The 16,909-nt window shown below is 73.8% G+C and carries 8 protein-coding genes and 2 pseudogenes; all 10 read left to right on the plus strand.

Translation table 11 applies throughout. From position 1 onward, the window contains the following. Positions 1 to 242: 242 nt before the first annotated feature. The 10 genes and pseudogenes from LIV37_RS49675 to LIV37_RS49710 all read left to right on the plus strand — a co-directional run bounded on the left by LIV37_RS49675 (position 243) and on the right by LIV37_RS49710 (position 16,827). Complete coding sequence (locus tag LIV37_RS49675) at positions 243 to 5,315, plus strand: type I polyketide synthase (protein WP_254807158.1); 5,073 nt, start codon at positions 243 to 245, stop codon at positions 5,313 to 5,315. Continuing rightward, on the plus strand, positions 5,237 to 7,054 hold the full coding sequence (locus LIV37_RS49680) for a polyketide synthase dehydratase domain-containing protein (protein ID WP_254807223.1): 1,818 nt from the start codon (positions 5,237 to 5,239) through the stop codon (positions 7,052 to 7,054). Before LIV37_RS49675 ends, LIV37_RS49680 begins: the two co-directional genes overlap by 79 nt. Further along, a complete protein-coding gene (locus LIV37_RS49685) occupies positions 7,021 to 8,058 on the plus strand; it encodes a type I polyketide synthase (protein WP_254807224.1) in 1,038 nt (345 codons plus the stop codon). The genes LIV37_RS49680 and LIV37_RS49685 overlap by 34 nt, the downstream gene beginning before the upstream one ends. 44 nt (positions 8,059 to 8,102) lie before the next feature. Continuing rightward, the gene (locus LIV37_RS49690) at positions 8,103 to 8,372 is read left to right on the plus strand and encodes a hypothetical protein (protein ID WP_254807159.1); all 270 of its coding nucleotides are present in this window, start codon (positions 8,103 to 8,105) and stop codon (positions 8,370 to 8,372) included. 21 nt (positions 8,373 to 8,393) lie between these two features. Beyond that, positions 8,394 to 10,139, plus strand: a complete 1,746-nt coding sequence (locus LIV37_RS49695) for a type I polyketide synthase (protein ID WP_420834375.1) — start codon at positions 8,394 to 8,396, stop codon at positions 10,137 to 10,139. A 14-nt stretch (positions 10,140 to 10,153) separates the two neighbouring features. Continuing rightward, positions 10,154 to 10,965 (plus strand): annotated as a pseudogene (locus tag LIV37_RS52300) (acyltransferase domain-containing protein); the annotation flags it as partial. A 183-nt stretch (positions 10,966 to 11,148) separates the two neighbouring features. Beyond that, on the plus strand, positions 11,149 to 11,544 hold the full coding sequence (locus LIV37_RS52305; protein ID WP_338119189.1) for a polyketide synthase dehydratase domain-containing protein: 396 nt from the start codon (positions 11,149 to 11,151) through the stop codon (positions 11,542 to 11,544). Further along, positions 11,451 to 13,106, plus strand: coding sequence for a beta-ketoacyl reductase (locus LIV37_RS49705; RefSeq protein ID WP_254807160.1), 1,656 nt, complete (start codon positions 11,451 to 11,453; stop codon positions 13,104 to 13,106). The genes LIV37_RS52305 and LIV37_RS49705 overlap by 94 nt, the downstream gene beginning before the upstream one ends. A gap of 272 nt (positions 13,107 to 13,378) precedes the next feature. Then, a pseudogene (locus LIV37_RS52840) lies at positions 13,379 to 13,471 on the plus strand (acyl carrier protein); the annotation flags it as partial. 101 nt (positions 13,472 to 13,572) lie between these two features. Further along, positions 13,573 to 16,827, plus strand: coding sequence for a type I polyketide synthase (locus tag LIV37_RS49710; RefSeq protein ID WP_420834376.1), 3,255 nt, complete (start codon positions 13,573 to 13,575; stop codon positions 16,825 to 16,827). Positions 16,828 to 16,909 lie beyond the last annotated feature (82 nt).

Below are 16,909 nucleotides of genomic sequence, written 5' to 3' on the forward strand. Positions count from 1 at the left end.
GCGGATGGCCGTGATCGATGCCAGTTGCCTTCCGGGCGATCAGCGAGCTGATTAGCGTCTCCGGTCAAGGCAGCGAAAACCTGTCGCTGCCACTGACTCGGCGATGGATCTGGTTTCGCCCGGCGGCATTCCGCTCGCATGGGACGCATTTCCCGGACGACATCCTCTCGCCGCTTGTCCTGTCTCGCGGGGAGGAAAGGTTGGCTGGGTCCGTCGTGCCTTCCACGGGTGCTCACGCGTCGGTGCCGATCGCGATCACAGGTATCGCCTGCCGTCTCCCCGGTGGCCGGAACCCGGAGGAGTTCTGGCGGCTGCTCCGTGCCGGGGACCATGCGGTCGACGGGACCGCGCATGGGCGCTGGAGCGCCGAAGAGGCCGTCGAATCGGGCGGCTTCCTCTCCGAAGTGGGCCATTTCGACGCCGAGTTCGCCGGAGTCACCACGGCCGAGGCGGCCGCGATGGATCCACAGCAGCGGCTCGCGCTCGAACTGGCCTGGGAGGCGATGGAGTCCGCACGGTTCGTGGCGGACCCCCTTCGCGACAGCCGTTCGGGTGTGTACCTGGGGGTGTCGTCCGACGACTGGTCCGCCCTCACCCGTGCCCGCCGCACGGCGGAGGACCGCTACACCCTGACGGGCACCCACCGCTCCATGATCGCCAACCGGGTGTCGCACCTGCTGCGGCTGGGCGGCCCGAGCATCACCGTCGACTCGGGGCAGTCCTCCTCCCTCGTGGCGGTGCACCTGGCCTGTGACAGCATCCGCCGCGGTGAGGTCGACCGCGCCTTCGTGGGCGGGGTCAACCTCAACCTCGCCCCGGCCTCCGCGCGGGCGGTCGACGCGCTCGGCGTCCTCTCCCCGGACGGCCGCTGCTACACCTTCGACGAACGGGCGAACGGCTATGTGCGCGGCGAGGGCGGCGTCATGATCGTGCTCAGGCCGCTCGCCGACGCGCTGCTGGACGGGAACCGTGTGCACGGCGTGATCCTCGGCAGCGCCGTCAACAACGACGGGGCCGGTCAGGCGGATCTGACCACGCCGGACCGGGCGGTACAGACCGATCTGCTGCGCGCCGCCTACCGGGCCGCGGGCGTCGAACCCGATGCGGTGCAGTACGTCGAGTTGCACGGCACCGGGACCAGGGCCGGTGACCCGGTCGAGGCGGCCGCGCTGGGAGCGGCGGTCGGCTCCGAACGGCCGGAGGGCACGCCCCTGCGGGTCGGCTCGGTGAAGACCAACATCGGCCACCTCGAAGGCGCGGCCGGAATCGCCGGACTGCTCAAGGTGGTACTGGCCCTCACCCACCGCCGGCTGCCCGCGAGCCTGAACTTCGCCCGGCCCAACCCGGCGATCCCGCTGTCCGAGCTGAACCTGCGGGTGCAGACCGAGACCACCGCGTGGCCGGACCAGGACCGGAGGCTGGTGGCGGGGGTCAGCTCCTTCGGGATCGGGGGCACCAACTGCCACGTCGTGCTCGCCGAGCCGCCCTCCGCCCAGCCGCCGCCACCCGCTGAATCCCCGGTGGTCACGCCGTGGGTCCTCTCCGCCCGCAGCCGACAGGCGCTGCGCGGCCAGGCGGAACGCCTCCTCGACCACCTGGACCACCACGATCCGCCGCCCGCCGACGTCGGACACTCGCTGGCCACCACGCGCACGTTCCTCGAACACCGCGCCGTGGTCTTCGACCGGGAGGAACTGGCGGCACTCCAGGAGCGGCGGCCGGGCCCGGTGCTCGGAACGGCGCGGGAACCGGGGCGGACCGTCTTCGTGTTCCCCGGTCAGGGCTCCCAGTGGTCCGGTATGGGACTGGCACTGCTGGAGGAGTCGGCGGTGTTCGCCGCGCGGATGCGCGAGTGCGCACGGGCGCTGTCCCGGTTCGTCGACTGGGATCTGTTCGACGTCCTGCGCGAACCGATGACCGGTGACGATGTCGTACAGCCGGCCACCTTCGCGGTCATGGTGTCGCTGGCCGAACTGTGGCGATCCCACGGGGTGCGGCCGGACGCGGTGATCGGGCATTCGCAGGGCGAGATCGCCGCCGCTGTCGTCGCCGGGGCACTCAGCCTCGAGGACGCCGCACGTGTCGTCGTGTCGCGCAGCAGGGTTGTCGAGGCGATCAAGGACCGGGGCCGCATGGGCCTGGTCGCCCTGCCCGTGGCCGAGGTCGAGCCGTTGCTGCCGCGCGGTGTCACGATCGGTGCGGTCAACGGCCCGCGTTCGGTCGTGGTGTCCGGCGACACCGAGCCGGTGCGGGAACTTCTGGAGTCCCTGTCGGCCCGGGGGGTGTGGGTGCGCACGGTGCCGATCGAGTACGCCTCGCACTCCCCGCACGTGGCGGACATCCGGCCGGCACTGCTCGATGAGCTGGCCGCCGTCCGCCCCACCCGCACCGTGGTCCCGATGCTCTCCACCGTCACCGGGGACTGGGCAGACGGCACCGGACTGGACGCCGCCTACTGGTACCGCAACCTGCGGGAGACCGTGCGGTTCGAAGCCGGTGTGCGCGCGCTGGAAGCCGAGGGCTTCACCGGGTTCATCGAGTGCGGCCCGCACCCCGCCCTGGTCATGCCGGTCCAGGAGACCGCCGGGCCCGAGGCCGTCGTCGTGGGTTCGCTGCGCCGTGACGACGGCGGCATCGGGCGCTTCCTGCGCTCGGTCGCCGAGGCCCATGTGCGGGGCATGGCGGTGGACTGGCGGCCCGCCTTCCCCGACGGGCGGCCGGTGGACCTGCCCACCTACGCGTTCCAGCGCGGCAGATACTGGCTCGGCGAGCCGACTGACGAGCCGACCGACGAGATGCCGACCGACGTGCTGGCTCACGAGTCCGCCGCGGGGGCACCACGGGCGTCGCGGCAGACCGCGGAGCAGCGACGTGACGCCGCGTTGCACCTGGTGCGCGAGCACGGCGCCGTGCTGCTTGATCGGGACGATCCGCGGTCGCTGGCCGTGACCGAGACATTCCGTGACCTGGGCTTCGACTCGCTGACCTCCGTCGAACTGCGCAACCGGCTCGTGGCGGCGACCGGCGTACCGCTCTCCTCCGCCGTGCTGTACGACCATCCGACCCCCGCGGCGCTGGCCGCACACCTTGCCGACCGGCTGGGCGGGGAACGTCCCCGGGCCGCCCGGACGGCGGTCGCCGCCGTCCCGGCGGCGACGGACGACCCCATCGCCGTCGTCGCCATGAGCTGCCGGCTGCCGGGATCGGTGACCTCGCCGGAGGACCTGTGGGACCTGGTGGTTCGGGAACGCGACGCCATCAGCGGGTTCCCCGCCGACAGAGGCTGGGAGGTCGCCCCCGGCAGCACCGCCACCCGGCAGGGTGGCTTCATCGACGGCATCGACCAGTTCGACGCGGCCTTCTTCGGCATCTCCCCGCGCGAGGCCACCGCGATGGACCCGCAGCAGCGCCTCCTGCTGGAGGGCACCTGGGAGGCGCTCGAACGGGCCGGAATCGTTCCCGGGAGCCTGCGCGCCACCCGGACCGGAGTGTTCGTCGGCGCGACGGCTCAGGACTACGGGCCGCGCCTGCACGAAACCGCGCACGGTGCCGAGGGGTTCCTGCTCACCGGCACCAGCCCGAGCGTGCTGTCCGGCCGGGTGGCCTACACACTCGGCCTGCGGGGGCCCGCCGTCACCGTGGACACCGCGTGCTCGTCCTCGCTGGTGGCCGTGCATCTCGCCGTACGGTCGCTGCAGCAGGGGGAGTGCTCGCTCGCCCTGGCCGGCGGGGTGGCCGTGATGTCGTCCCCGGGCATGTTCGTGGAGTTCAGCCGCCAGGGCGGACTCTCACCGGACGGGCGCTGCAAGGCGTTCTCCGCCGGGGCCGACGGCACCGGCTGGGCCGAAGGGCTTGGTGTGCTCGTGCTGGAGCGCCTGTCCGACGCCCGGCGCAACGGCCATGACGTTCTCGCGCTGATCCGCGGCACCGCCGTCAACCAGGACGGGGCCTCCAACGGGCTCACGGCACCCAGCGGGCCGGCGCAGGAGGAGGTCATCCGGCAGGCCATGGCCCAGGCCCGGGTGGCGCCGGACGATGTCGACGTGGTCGAGGCGCACGGCACGGGCACCGTGCTGGGCGATCCGATCGAGGCACACGCCATTCTCGCCACCTACGGCCAGGACCGGGAACACCCCCTGCTGCTCGGTTCGCTCAAGTCGAACATCGGCCATACGCAGGCCGCCGCCGGGATCGCCGGGGTCATCAAGATGGTGCAGGCCATGCGGCACGGCATCGCGCCGAAGACCCTGCACATCACCGACCCGACCGCGCATGTGGACTGGTCGGCGGGGGCGGTGCGCCCGCTGACCGAGGCCGCGCCGTGGCCGTCGCGCGGCCGCCCGCGCCGCGCCGCCGTCTCCTCGTTCGGCATCTCAGGGACCAACGCCCACATCGTCGTCGAGGGCGTCCCCGCGCCCGATCCGGACCGGACGCCCGAGAGCGGCAGCACCATGCCGCTGCTGCTGTCCGGGCACACCGCGCAGGCGGTGGCCGACCAGGCACGGCGACTGGCCGTGGCGCTGGCCGGCGCCGCCCCCGACGACGTCGCCTTCTCGCTGGCCACCACCCGGCAGCACGAGCAGCACCGCGCGGTCGTCGTCGGCGGGGACCGCGACACGCTCCTCGCGGAGCTGGGCTCCATCGAGGCCCACGACGTGTGCACGGCCTCGGCCGGTGCGCTCGCCTTCCTCTTCACCGGTCAGGGAAGCCAGCGCGGCCGGATGGCGGCGGAACTCCACGCGCGGTACCCGGTGTTCGCCGAGACGTTCGAGCGCGTGTGCGCCGGATTCGACGAGCACCTCGATGCCGGGCTGAAGGCCGTGGTGTTCGACGGATCGGATCTGCTCGACCGGACCGATTACACCCAGGCGGCGCTGTTCACGATCGAGGTCTCCCTGTTCCGGCTGGTCGAGAGCTGGGGACTGCGGCCCGACTACCTCGTGGGGCACTCCATCGGTGAGCTCGCCGCCGCGCATGTGGCCGGTGTGCTCGGCCTGGCCGACGCCGTGACGCTGGTGGCCGCGCGCGGCAAGCTGATGCGGGCGCTTCCGGGCGGTGGCTGCATGGCCGCGATCGCGGCGACCGAGCGGGAGGTGCTGGCTCAGCTGCCGGGGGCGGACGGGCACGTGGAGATCGCCGCCGTCAACGGGCCACGGGCCGTGGTGATCGCCGGGACGAGCGGGCCGTCACCGGGCAGCTGCGCCACTGGGAGCAGCACGGCCGCCGCACCCGCAGGCTGCGGGTCGGCCACGCCTTCCACTCCGCGCACATGGAGCCCATGCTCGCCGACTTCCAAGCGGTCGCGGAGCGACTGACCTTCCACGCACCGGCGATTCCCATCGTGTCCAACGTGACCGGCCGGGTGGCCGCCGACGGCGAGCTGTGCTCCCCGGAGTACTGGGTGCGGCAGGTGCGCGCGGCCGTGCGGTTCGGCGACGGTGTGCGGTGGCTGTACGACCACGGCGTCACGGACTTCCTGGAGCTCGGCCCGGATGCCGTGCTGACGGCGCTCGGGCCGGAGTGCGTCGACGGGGACGCGCGGTTCGTTCCCGCGCTGCGCCGTGACCGCCCGGAGGCGGCCACGCTCACCGAGGCGGTGTCGAGGCTGTACGCACACGGTGTCGCCCTCGACTGGGCAGCCGTGTTCGAGGGCACCTCGGCACGGCGCACACAGCTGCCCACCTATCCGTTCCAGCGCAGGCGCTACTGGCTGGACCAGCCTCCCGGCGCCGGTTCCTCGCCGGGCGCGGTGGGGCTGCGCCCGGCCGGGCATCCCCTGCTCGGCGCACGGATCGCGCAACCCGGCGGCGATGCCGTGGAGTTCACCGGCGTCCTGTCCACGCACACGCATCCGTGGCTGGCCGACCATGTCGTGGGCGGCACCGTGCTCGTCCCGGCCACCGCCTTCCTCGAAATGGCCGTGCACGCCGGTGGCGTGACGGACCGTCCCACCGTCGAGGAGCTCCTGATACTTGCGCCACTCGCGCTGCTGCCCCACGAGAGAACCGAACTCCGGGTGGGTGTGCGGGAGAAGGACACCGACGGGCGCCGTGCGCTGAGCGTGCACTCCCGGCCGTCGGACGGCGACGCCGAGTGGACACTGCACGCGACCGCCACCCTCGCCCGCGCCGGCCGCCCCCAGCGGGCCCCCGGCCCCTGGCCGCCGGTGTCCGCCGCCGAGTTGTCCACACGGGACCTCTACCGCGGCCTGGCCCGGTGCGGGCTGGAGTACGGCCCGCGGTTCCGCCACGTACGCCGTGTCTGGCGCGCAGAGGACGAGGTGATCACCGAGGTCGAACTGGACGTGGACCTCGCGGGGCGGGCCGGCGAGTTCGCACTGCACCCGGCGCTGCTCGACGCGTGTCTGCACGGTGCCGGTGCGCTCGGCCTCTTCGACGGCGGGAAACTGCCCTTCTCCTGGCAGCGGACGGTCGTCCACGCCACCGGCGTCGCCGCCGTACGGGTCCACACCAGGCGCACCGGCGAGGACACGGTGGCGCTGAGGATCACCGACACCGCCGGGGGAGCGGTCGCCGACGTCGAGGCGCTGACCGTCCGCACCGCCGGCCCCGTGGCGCACGGCGATCCGTTCCTGACGGTCGACTGGGCGCCGGTCGCTCCGGCGTCCATGACATCCCGCGTCGCCGTACAAGAGGACGGCGACCTCTCCCGGTGCGCGGAGGAGCGTGCTGACCTCGTGGTGGTGCCGGTGCCCCCGGAAGCGGACCCGGTACTGCCCGGCGCCGCCCACGCGTCGGCCGCTGGTGTGCTGGAACTGGTGCGCTCGTGGATCACTGACGAGCGGTTCGCCTCGGCCCGGCTGGTGCTGGTGACACGGTCGGCGGTGGCCACCCGGGACGGCGAGGAGGTGCCGGGCCTCGCACAGTCCCCGGTGTGGGGTCTGGTGCGTACCGCGCAGCGTGAGCATCCCGGCCGGTTCGTCCTGCTCGACCTGGACGCGGACGTCGAAGCGGCGCGGGCCGTCCTGGACGTACTGCCCCGGACGAGCCGCAGTTGGCGGTGCGCGCGGGAACACTCCTCGCCCCTCGGCTGACGCGCGGATCCGGCACCGCCGCATCCCGCGGCTGGAACCCCGACGGCACCGTGCTGATCACCGGCGCGTCCGGAGGGCTCGGCCGGCTGGTCGCCCGGCGGCTGCTCACCGAGCACGGCATGCGCCATCTGGTGCTGGCCGGCAGGCGCCCGGTGGACCTGGCGGAGTTCGGCCCCGGGGTCAGCTGGCGGCCCTGCGACGTCACCGACCGGGATGCGGTGGCCGGGCTGCTGGCCTCGATCCCGGCCGAGCGTCCACTCACCGCGGTGGTGCACGCGGCGGGCGTCCTGGACGACACCGTGATCTCCGGGCTGACCACCGAGCGGCTGTCATCGGTACTGCGTCCGAAGGTGGACGGGGCCTGGCACCTCCACGAGTTGACCCGGCATCTGGCCCTCGACGGGTTCGTGCTGTTCTCCTCGGCGTCCGGCGTCCTCGGCGCCGCCGGACAGGCGAACTACGCCGCCGGCAATACCTTCCTGGACGCCCTGGCCCAGCACCGCGCGGCCCACGGGCTGCCCGCCACCTCGCTCGCATGGGCCCCGTGGGAGGACACGGGCATGGCCGCCGAGCTGTCCCGTGCCGACCTGGACCGGCTGGCGGACATCGGCATGCCCACCCTGTCCGCCGAGGACGGCCTGGCGCTGTTCGACACCGCGCTGCGGCGGGACACCCCGCTGCTGGTGGCGGTCGGCCGGAAGGCCGGACAGCCGCGGCCCGTGTCCGGTGACCCGGGGCCACTGGCGGGCGGCCCGGTTCCGGTGGCGCCGGGGACACGGCCCGGGCGGGACGCCTCACCGCTCGACCTGGTACGGCGGGAACTGGCCGGCTGCCTCGGTCAGGACCCCGACGAGGCGATCGACCTCGACCGCGGCTTCCGGGAACTGGGTGTGGACTCACTGATCGCGGTCGACCTGCGCAACCGGCTCAACCGGGTCACCGGGCTCACCCTGACCCCCACGGTCGTCTTCGACCACCCACTCCGCACCGGCTGGCCGCCCTGATCGCCCAGAAGTTGGCGCCCGCCGCACCGCGGCCGGTGGACGAAGTGGCGTTGCGCAGGGCCCTGGCCACGCTGCCGGTGGCACGTCTGCGCACCGCGGGACTGCTGGACCCCCTGCTCACGCTGGTGGCCGAGTCCTCCGCCCAGGCCGCGCCCCCGAACGGCCTCGGCGAACCGGGCGGTCCCGGCGAACCGGACGGTCCCGACGGGCCGGACGCCACCGGCGAGCCGGACGGCCTCGACGAACTGGACGGCCTCGACGAGCTGGACGCGGACGACCTGGTCAGGCTCGCCCGTCGCAGCCTGGAATCCTGAGCGAGCCGGGAGACGACACCGATGAGCGAATCATCCGCTGCCGCGGTCACCGACGCGTTGCGCGACAGCCTCCGCGAGGTCCAGCGGTTGCGCAGGAAGAACCACGACCTCACCGCCGCCGCGAGCGAGCCCCTGGCGATCGTGGGAATGAGCTGCCGCTACCCCGGTGGCGTCCGCTCGCCCGAGGACCTGTGGGATCTGGTCGCGCGGGGAGGCGACGCCGTCACCGAGTTCCCGGTCGACCGGGGCTGGCGGCTGACCGAGCTCTTCGACCCGGACCCGTCACACCCGGGCACGTCCTACTGCGACCGGGGCGGATTCCTGCACGACGCGGCCGGGTTCGACGCCGGCTTCTTCGGCATCGGCCCGCGTGAGGCGCTGGCCATGGATCCGCAGCAGCGGCTGCTGCTGGAGGCGTCCTGGGAGGCGCTGGAACGCGCCGGACTCGTCCCGGGCACCCTGCGCGGCAGCCGTACCGGAGTCTTCGCCGGAGTGATGTACCACGACTACGGACCGCCGCTGGAACACACCGCGGGCGCGGTCGACGGGCACCGGCTGACCGGCACCACCGCCAGCGTGCTCTCCGGCCGCGTCGCCTACACCCTCGGTCTCGAGGGGCCGGCGGTCACCGTGGACACGGCGTGCTCCTCGTCGATGGTGGCGATGCACCTGGCCGCGCAGTCACTACGCGGCGGTGAGAGTTCGCTGGCGCTGGCCGCCGGTGTCACCGTCATGGCCACGCCCGGCACCTTCGTGGAGTTCTCCCGGCAGCGGGCGCTGTCCCCGGACGGCCGGTGCAAGTCCTTCGCCGAGGCGGCGGACGGCACGGGCTGGTCCGAGGGTGTCGGGGTGCTGGTGCTCGAGCGGCTGTCGGACGCGCGTCGCCACGGCCACCGGGTACTGGCCCTGCTCCGGTCGACGGCGGTCAACCAGGACGGCGCGAGCAGCGGGCTCACCGCCCCCAACGGCCCGTCGCAGGAGCGGGTGATCCGCGCCGCGCTGGCGAGCGCCGGCCTGTCCCCGGCCGATGTGCACGCGCTCGAGGCACACGGCACCGGCACCAGGCTGGGCGACCCCATCGAGGCCCAGGCCGTGCTGGCCACCTACGGACAGAACCGTGAGCACCCCCTGCTGCTGGGCTCGTTGAAGTCGAACATCGGCCACTCCCAGGCCGCGGCCGGGGTCGGCGGCGTCATCAAGATGGTGATGGCCCTCCAGCACGACCAGCTGCCGAGGACGCTGCACGTCGACCGGCCCACACCGCTGGTGGACTGGGACAGCGGCGCGGTCCGGCTGCTCACCGAGCCCGCGCCCTGGCCGGACACCCGGGGCCCGCGCCGCGCCGCGGTGTCCTCGTTCGGCATCAGCGGCACCAACGCCCACGCCATCATCGAACAGGCACCCCCCGCCGAACGCGCGGGGCCCGCGCCGGCCACGGCACCGCTGACCCTGACCAGCGTGCCGCTGGTGGTGTCCGGACGCACCCCCGAGGCGCTGAGGGCGCAGTCCGGCCGACTGTCGACGGCGTTGACCGACGACGCGGACCTCACCGCGTTCGGCGCCTCGCTCGCCCTCGCCAGGACCGCGTTCGAACACCGCGCCGTGCTGCTCGGCCGGTCGGCGCGGGAACTCCGCGCGGGGCTGACCGCACTGGCCCGCGACGAGCCCGACTCCACCGCCACGCGCGCCACGGCGGGCCCACGCAAGGTCGTGTTCGTCTTCCCGGGGCAGGGCCCGCAGTGGCGGGGATGGCGGTGGACCTGCTGAGCACCTCGCCGGTCTTCGCGCAGGCGATGGCCGACTGCGAGCGCGCGCTGGCCCCCCATGTGGACTTCGCGCTCATCGATGTGGTGCGTTCCGGGAGTTCGACCGGACCGAGGTCCTGCAGCCGGTCCTGTTCGCGGTGATGGTCTCGCTGGCGGCGCTGTGGAAGTCCGTCGGGGTGGTGCCGGACGCGGTGATCGGCCACTCGCAGGGCGAGATGGCGGCCGCGGTCGTCGCGGGCGCGCTGTCCCTGGAGGACGCCGCCCGCGCGGTGGCGCTGCGCAGCAAGGCCATCGCCGAGGGCCTGTCCGGCCGTGGCGGCATGCTCTCGGTCAACCTGCCGCTGGACGAGGTCCGGTCCCGGCTGGAGGGCTGGGAGCGGGTGAGCGTGGCCGCGCTCAACGGCCCCACGTCCACCGTGGTCGCGGGCGACCTCCCCGCGCTCGCCCGGCTGGAGTCCGCCCTGTCGGAGGAGGGTGTCTGGTCGCGGCGGGTGCCCATCGACTACCCGTCCCACTCCGCCCACGTCGAGACGATCCGAGAGCGTGTGGCGGAGCTGCTCGCCCCGGTCCGGCCGACCGCCACGGCCACGGCGTTCATGTCCACCGTGACCGGGGACTGGATCGACCCGGCCGAGTTGACCGGGGAGTACTGGTACCGCAACCTTCGCACCCCCATCCAGTTCGAACCGGCGACCCGGGCGCTGCTGGCCGCCGGCTTCGACACCTTCGTGGAGTGCAGCCCGCACCCGGTGCTGCTGGTCGGCATCCAGGAGACCGTCGACAACGCGGGCGCCGGGGCGGCGGTCCAGGGCACCCTCCGGCGTGAGCGGAACGAGTCCGACTCCTTCCTCGGCTCGCTGTCCGCCCTGCACGCGCACGGTGTCGCGGTCGACTGGGCCACGGTGTTCGCCGGGGCCGGACACGGGCCCGTCGACCTGCCGACGTACGCCTTCCAGCACCGTCCCTACTGGCTGCCGAGCGGTGGCGCGGCGGATGTGCGGACCGCGGGCATGACGGCCGTGGACCACCCGCTGCTGGGGGCCGCGGTGCGGTTGGCGGACCAGGGCGACACCGTGTTCACCGGTGTGCTGTCCGCAGGTGCGCATCCGTGGCTGGCCGAGCCCGCCGGTGTGGAGGCCGCACTGCTGGAACTGGTGGTGCACACCGCGGCCGAGGCCGGATTCGGCCGGGTCGACGTCCTGCGCCAGGAGGCCCCGCCACGGCTGCCCGGCTCCGGCGTCCTCCGTGTGCAGGTGCGCGTGGGCGCCGACGGCGCCATCGACGTGTTCTCGCAGCCGGACGAGGAGACCCCGTGGACCCGCAACGCGACCGCGAGCGCCGGTGTCGCGCCCCGGACACCGGGGCCGGTCTCACCCGATGGCCACCGGCCGACGCCGAAGCGGTGAGTCCGCCGGACGGCTCGTCCCCCCTGCTGGAGCGGGTCTGGCGCGCCGGTGAGGAGGTGTTCGCGGAGGCCGGTCCGGAACAGGGGAGTGAGACGGAACCGTACGGTCTTCACCCGGAACTCCTCGCCGCTGCGCTGAGCCTGGTGGCCGCCGGGGACGAGACACCCGCCCAGTGGCACGGCGTACGTCTGCACGCCGCCGGTGCCGCATCGGTCCGCGTCCATCTGCTGCCGCTGGGCGAGCACACCTACGCGCTGCGGATCACGGACGGTACCGGACGGCCCGTGTACACCGTCGAGTCCGTGACGCTCGCGGCCGTGGACACCGCGCGGGCCCGGCACCACGCGCCGCTCCACCGACTGGAGTGGACGGTCACCAGGCTGCCCGTAGCGGAAGCGGGCCGCTGGGCCCTGGACGGTGCGGACGCACACGGGCTCCGCGCCGTCCACACCGGCATAGAGCGACTGCCCGAGGCGGACGGGCAGGCGGAGGTGGTACTCGCAGCCTTCGGACCCGGCCACGAAGAGCCCGGTCATGAAGAGCCCGGCCAGGAAGAGCCCGGCCACGAAGAGCCCGGCCACCAAGAGGAGGACGTCGCCGCCCGGGCCCAGGAAGCCACCTCGCGGGCGCTGAACCTCCTCCAGACGTGGCTCGCCGAGGAACACCCCGCCGGTGCGCGGCTGGTCTTCCTCACCCGCCGGGCCGTGTACGGCGGCACCGAACTCCGGGACACCGCCCAGGCCGCGGTGTGGGGGCTGGTACGCACCGCCCAGACCGAACACCCGGACCAGTTCCTCCTCGTCGACCTCGACGGGACCGAAGCGTCCCTGCGCGCACTGCCGGGCGCGCTCGCCTCGGGCGAGCCGCAGATCGTCCTCACCGACGGGAACGCCCGCGTACCGCGGCTCGTCGCCACGCCCGCCGTGGACGGCACACCGCAGGCCCTCACCGGGACCGCGCTGATCACGGGCGGAACCGGTGCGCTGGGCTCACTCGTCGCACGACACCTCGTCGCCGAACACGGGGTACGGCACCTGCTGCTGACCGGACGTCGTGGAGAGGCCGCCGAGGGCGCCGCCGGGCTGCGCACCGAGCTGGAGTCCATGGGGGCTGAGGTCACCATCGCGGCCTGCGACGCCGCCGACCGCGGCGCACTCGCCGCACTGCTCGCGTCCCTGCCCGCCGACCGGCCGCTGACGGCCGTCGTGCACGCGGCCGGGATCGTCGACGACGCCGTCATCACCTCGATGACGGACGACCAGGTGGCACGGGTGTACCGCCCGAAGGTGCGGGCCGCGATCAACCTCCACGAGCTCGCCAGGGGTGCCGAGCTGAAGGTCTTCGCGCTGTTCTCCTCGTACTCCGGCCTCGTGGGCAACGCCGGACAGGGCGCCTACGCGGCGGCCAACGCCTTCCTCGACGCTCTCGCGCAGACCCGGCGCGCACAGGGCCTTCCGGGCGTGTCGATGGCGTGGGGCCTGTGGGCCGGGCGCGGCGGGGTGACCGCCCACCTCGCCGAGGGGACCTCGCACGGCTCGCCCGCGCGGGGATCGACCCGCTGACCGCGGACCACGGGCTGGCCCTCTTCGACAGCGCGCTCCGCGCCGGCCACCCGGTGACGGCACCGGTGCGCCTTAACCTCTCCGCACTGCGCGCCCAGGCGGGCGCCGGCACCCTGCCCGCCCTGCTGCGCGGACTGGTCAGGGCCCCGGCACGGCGGGCCTCCGACACCTCGGTCCAGCGGCCCTCCGCGCTGGCGGAACGGCTGCGGGAACGCCCCGAGTCCGAGCGGCCGCGGCTGCTGCTCGACGTGGTCCGTGACGAGGTGCTCACCGTGCTCGGGCACACCGAGTCCGGCTCGCCTGATCTGACCCGCCCATTCCGTGACCTGGGGTTCGACTCGCTGGGCGCCGTCGAGCTGCGCAATCGCCTCGGCGCGCGAACGGGGCTGCGGCTGCCCACCACCGTGGTCTTCGACCACCCCACCCGGCGGCGCTCGCCGACTATCTGCTGGCCGAACTGCTGGGCGTGGCAGCCGAGTCGGCGGAACGGCCGACTGCCGTGGCCGCGGCCGGCGACCCGATCGCGATCGTCTCGATGGCCTGCCGCTTCCCCGGCGGCGTGTCCTCCCCCGAGGAGCTGTGGCGACTGCTCGACGAGGCCCGTGACGTGCTGTCGCCCTTCCCCGGGAACCGGGGCTGGGACCTGGACCGCCTGTACGACGACGACCCGGACCGGGTGGGCACCAGCTACGCCCGCACCGGTGGCTTCCTGCCCGACGCCGACCGCTTCGACGCGGCGTTCTTCGGCATCTCCCCGCGTGAGGCGCTGGGCATGGACCCGCAGCAGCGGCTCGTCCTGGAGTCCGCCTGGGAGCTGTTCGAACGGGCGGGCATCGACCCCGAGGCCCAGCGCGGCAGCCGCTGCGGGGTGTTCATGGGCACCAACGGTCAGGACTACGGCGCGGGAATCGCCCCCGGGGCCCTGGACGCCGAGGGCTACCTGCTCACCGGCACCGCGGCGAGCGTGCTGTCCGGGCGGCTGTCCTACACGCTGGGCCTCGAGGGGCCCGCGGTCACCATGGACACGGCCTGCTCCTCCGCGCTGGTCGCCATGGACGCGGCGGCCAAGGCACTGCGCGCCCGGGAGTGCACGCTCGCGGTGGCGGGTGGCGTCACCATCATGTCCACCCCGCATGCCTTCGTCGAGTTCTCCCGGCAGCGCGGACTGGCCCCCGACGGGCGCTGCAAGGCGTTCGCCGCGGCGGCGGACGGCACGGGCTGGTCCGAGGGGATCGGCCTGCTGCTGCTGGAACGGCTCTCCGACGCCAGGAAGAACGGCCACCAGGTGCTGGCCGTGGTCCGGGGGACGGCCGTCAACCAGGACGGCGCCTCCAACGGGCTGACCGCGCCGAACGGCACCGCCCAGCAGCGCGTCATCCGGCAGGCCCTCGCCGACGCCCGGCTGGCCCCCTCCGAGGTGGACCTGGTCGAGGCGCACGGCACCGGTACGGAGCTCGGCGATCCGATCGAGGCCGGGGCACTGCTCGCCACCTACGGCCAGGACCGCGAGCGGCCCCTGCTACTGGGCTCGGTGAAGTCCAACCTGGGCCACACCCAGGCCGCCGCGGGCGCCGCCGGGGTGATCAAGGCGGTACTGGCGATGCGGCACGGCGTCGTCCCCAGGACGCTGCACATCGATGAGCCCACTGGGCATGTGGACTGGTCGGCGGGCGCGGTGTCCCTGGTGACCGAGCCCACGCCATGGCCGTCGGCCGGCCGGCCCCGCCGGGCCGGAGTCTCCTCGTTCGGGATCAGCGGCACCAACGCCCACATCATCCTCGAACAGGCCCCGGCCGGGACCGTGCCCCCGCCGGCGCCTCCCACGGTGTCCACCCCCGTGGTGCCGTGGGTGCTCTCCGCCCGTGGCACGGCGTCCCTGCGGGCCCAGGCCGCCCGGCTGCACTCCTGGCTGACGGACCGTCCGGACCACCCTCCGGCCGATGTCGCCTGGTCACTGGCGACCGGCCGGTCGCTGATGGGACACCGAGCGGTGCTGGTCGGCGACAGCCGCGAAGACCTGATGGCCGAACTGGCCCGCCTCGCCGACGGCGAGCTCACCGGCGGCGCCGGCCGGGCCCGGCCACAGCGGCTCGCCATGGTGTTCTCCGGACAGGGCAGCCAACGGCCTCGTATGGGACGGGAGTTGTACCAAGCGTTCCCGCGGTACGCGGTCGCGTTCGACGCGGTGTGCGCCGAGTTCGACCGCCACCTCGCACTGCCGCTGCGCCATGTGGTCCTCGACGCCGACGACGAGGTCCTCGACCGCACCGAGTACACCCAACCGGCCCTGTTCGCGATGGAAACGGCCCTGTTCCGCCTGGTGGAGCACTGGGGAGTCGCTCCCGATCTGCTCCTGGGGCACTCCATCGGCGAACTCACCGCGGCACACGTCGCCGGCGTCCTGTCGCTGCCCGATGCCTGCGCGCTGGTCGCCGCGCGGGGCCGGCTCATCCAGGCGCGGCCCGCGGTCGGGGCGATGGCCGCGATCCAGGCATCCGAGGAGGAGATCGTGTCCGGACTCGGCCCCGGTGTCGAACTCGCCGCCGTCAACGGGCCGTCCGCCGTGGTGATCTCCGGGGACGCCGCCGAAGTCGACCGTGTCCGCGAGCACTGGCACTCGGCGGGACGCAAGACCAGCAGGCTGCGGGTCAGCCACGCGTTCCACTCCGCCCACCTGGACGGCATGCTGGACGAGTTCCGCACCGTCGCCGGGAGCGTCCGCTACCGGGCACCGGCCATTCCGATGGTGTCCAACCTGACCGGCAAGGTCGCGAGCGACGAGGAGCTGTGCTCCCCGGAGTACTGGGTGCGGCATGTGCGCGGTTGCGTCCGGTTCGCCGACGGGGTGCGCTCCGCCGAGGCCGAAGGCATCACCGCGATCCTGGAGCTCGGACCCGACAGCATCGCCGCTGGCATGGCCGAGGACAGTGTGTCCGATCCCGGCTCGACCGCCGTCGTGTCCGCGCTGCGCCGTCACCGCGACGAGGTGTCCGCGCTGACCGGAGCGCTCGCCGAACTCTCCGTGCGGGGTGTCCCCGTCGCATGGTCCTCGGTCCTGGCCGGCCGCGGAGCCGGGCGTGTCGATCTGCCGACGTACGCCTTCCAGCGCGAGCGCTACTGGCCGGCGCGCGACACGGCCGGGGGCCCTGTCGGCGGCGTGGCCACGGAACACGCCACGGACGTCCCGGAGCCATCTGACACCGAGCCAGATGAGGTTCTGGAGCCCCCTCTCGCCGAACGGCTGGCCCCCCTGACCCGGGCCGAGCGGGCCGGTCTGCTGCTGTCGGTCGTCCGCCAGGACGTCGCGACGGTGCTGGGCCACCGCACGGTCGCCGAGGTGCAGCCGACCGTGTCGTTCGCCGAGCTGGGCATGGACTCCCTCGCCGCGGTCCGGCTGCGGAACGTGCTGGCCGGGCGCGCCGGTACCGAACTGCCCACCGCCATCACCTTCGACCATCCCAGCGCGGCGGCGCTGGCGGAGTACCTGGACACCGTCGTCCTGCCCGACGACCGGCAGCGGATCGACGCGGTGTTCCACCGGCTCGACGACGTGGAGTCCGCCCTGCCCGCCGTACGCGCCGACCGTGCGGCGCGCTCCCGGCTGGCCGCCCGGCTGCGGAGCCTCAGCAGCCGGCTCGACGACCCCGGCGAGCCGGACGAGGTGGAAGGCGTCCCCGACGAGGAGCTGTTCCGGCTGATCGACGAGGAATTCGAGCTGTGAACGTGTCCCTGTGCGACGGGCCGGGGGCCCGTGGCCGCGCTGCCCGGGCGCCCGCCTTCGACGCCGCGCCGTCCGATGTGTC

Source organism: Streptomyces rapamycinicus NRRL 5491 (assembly GCF_024298965.1).
In the GTDB taxonomy this organism is placed as follows: Bacteria; Actinomycetota; Actinomycetes; order Streptomycetales; family Streptomycetaceae; genus Streptomyces; species Streptomyces rapamycinicus.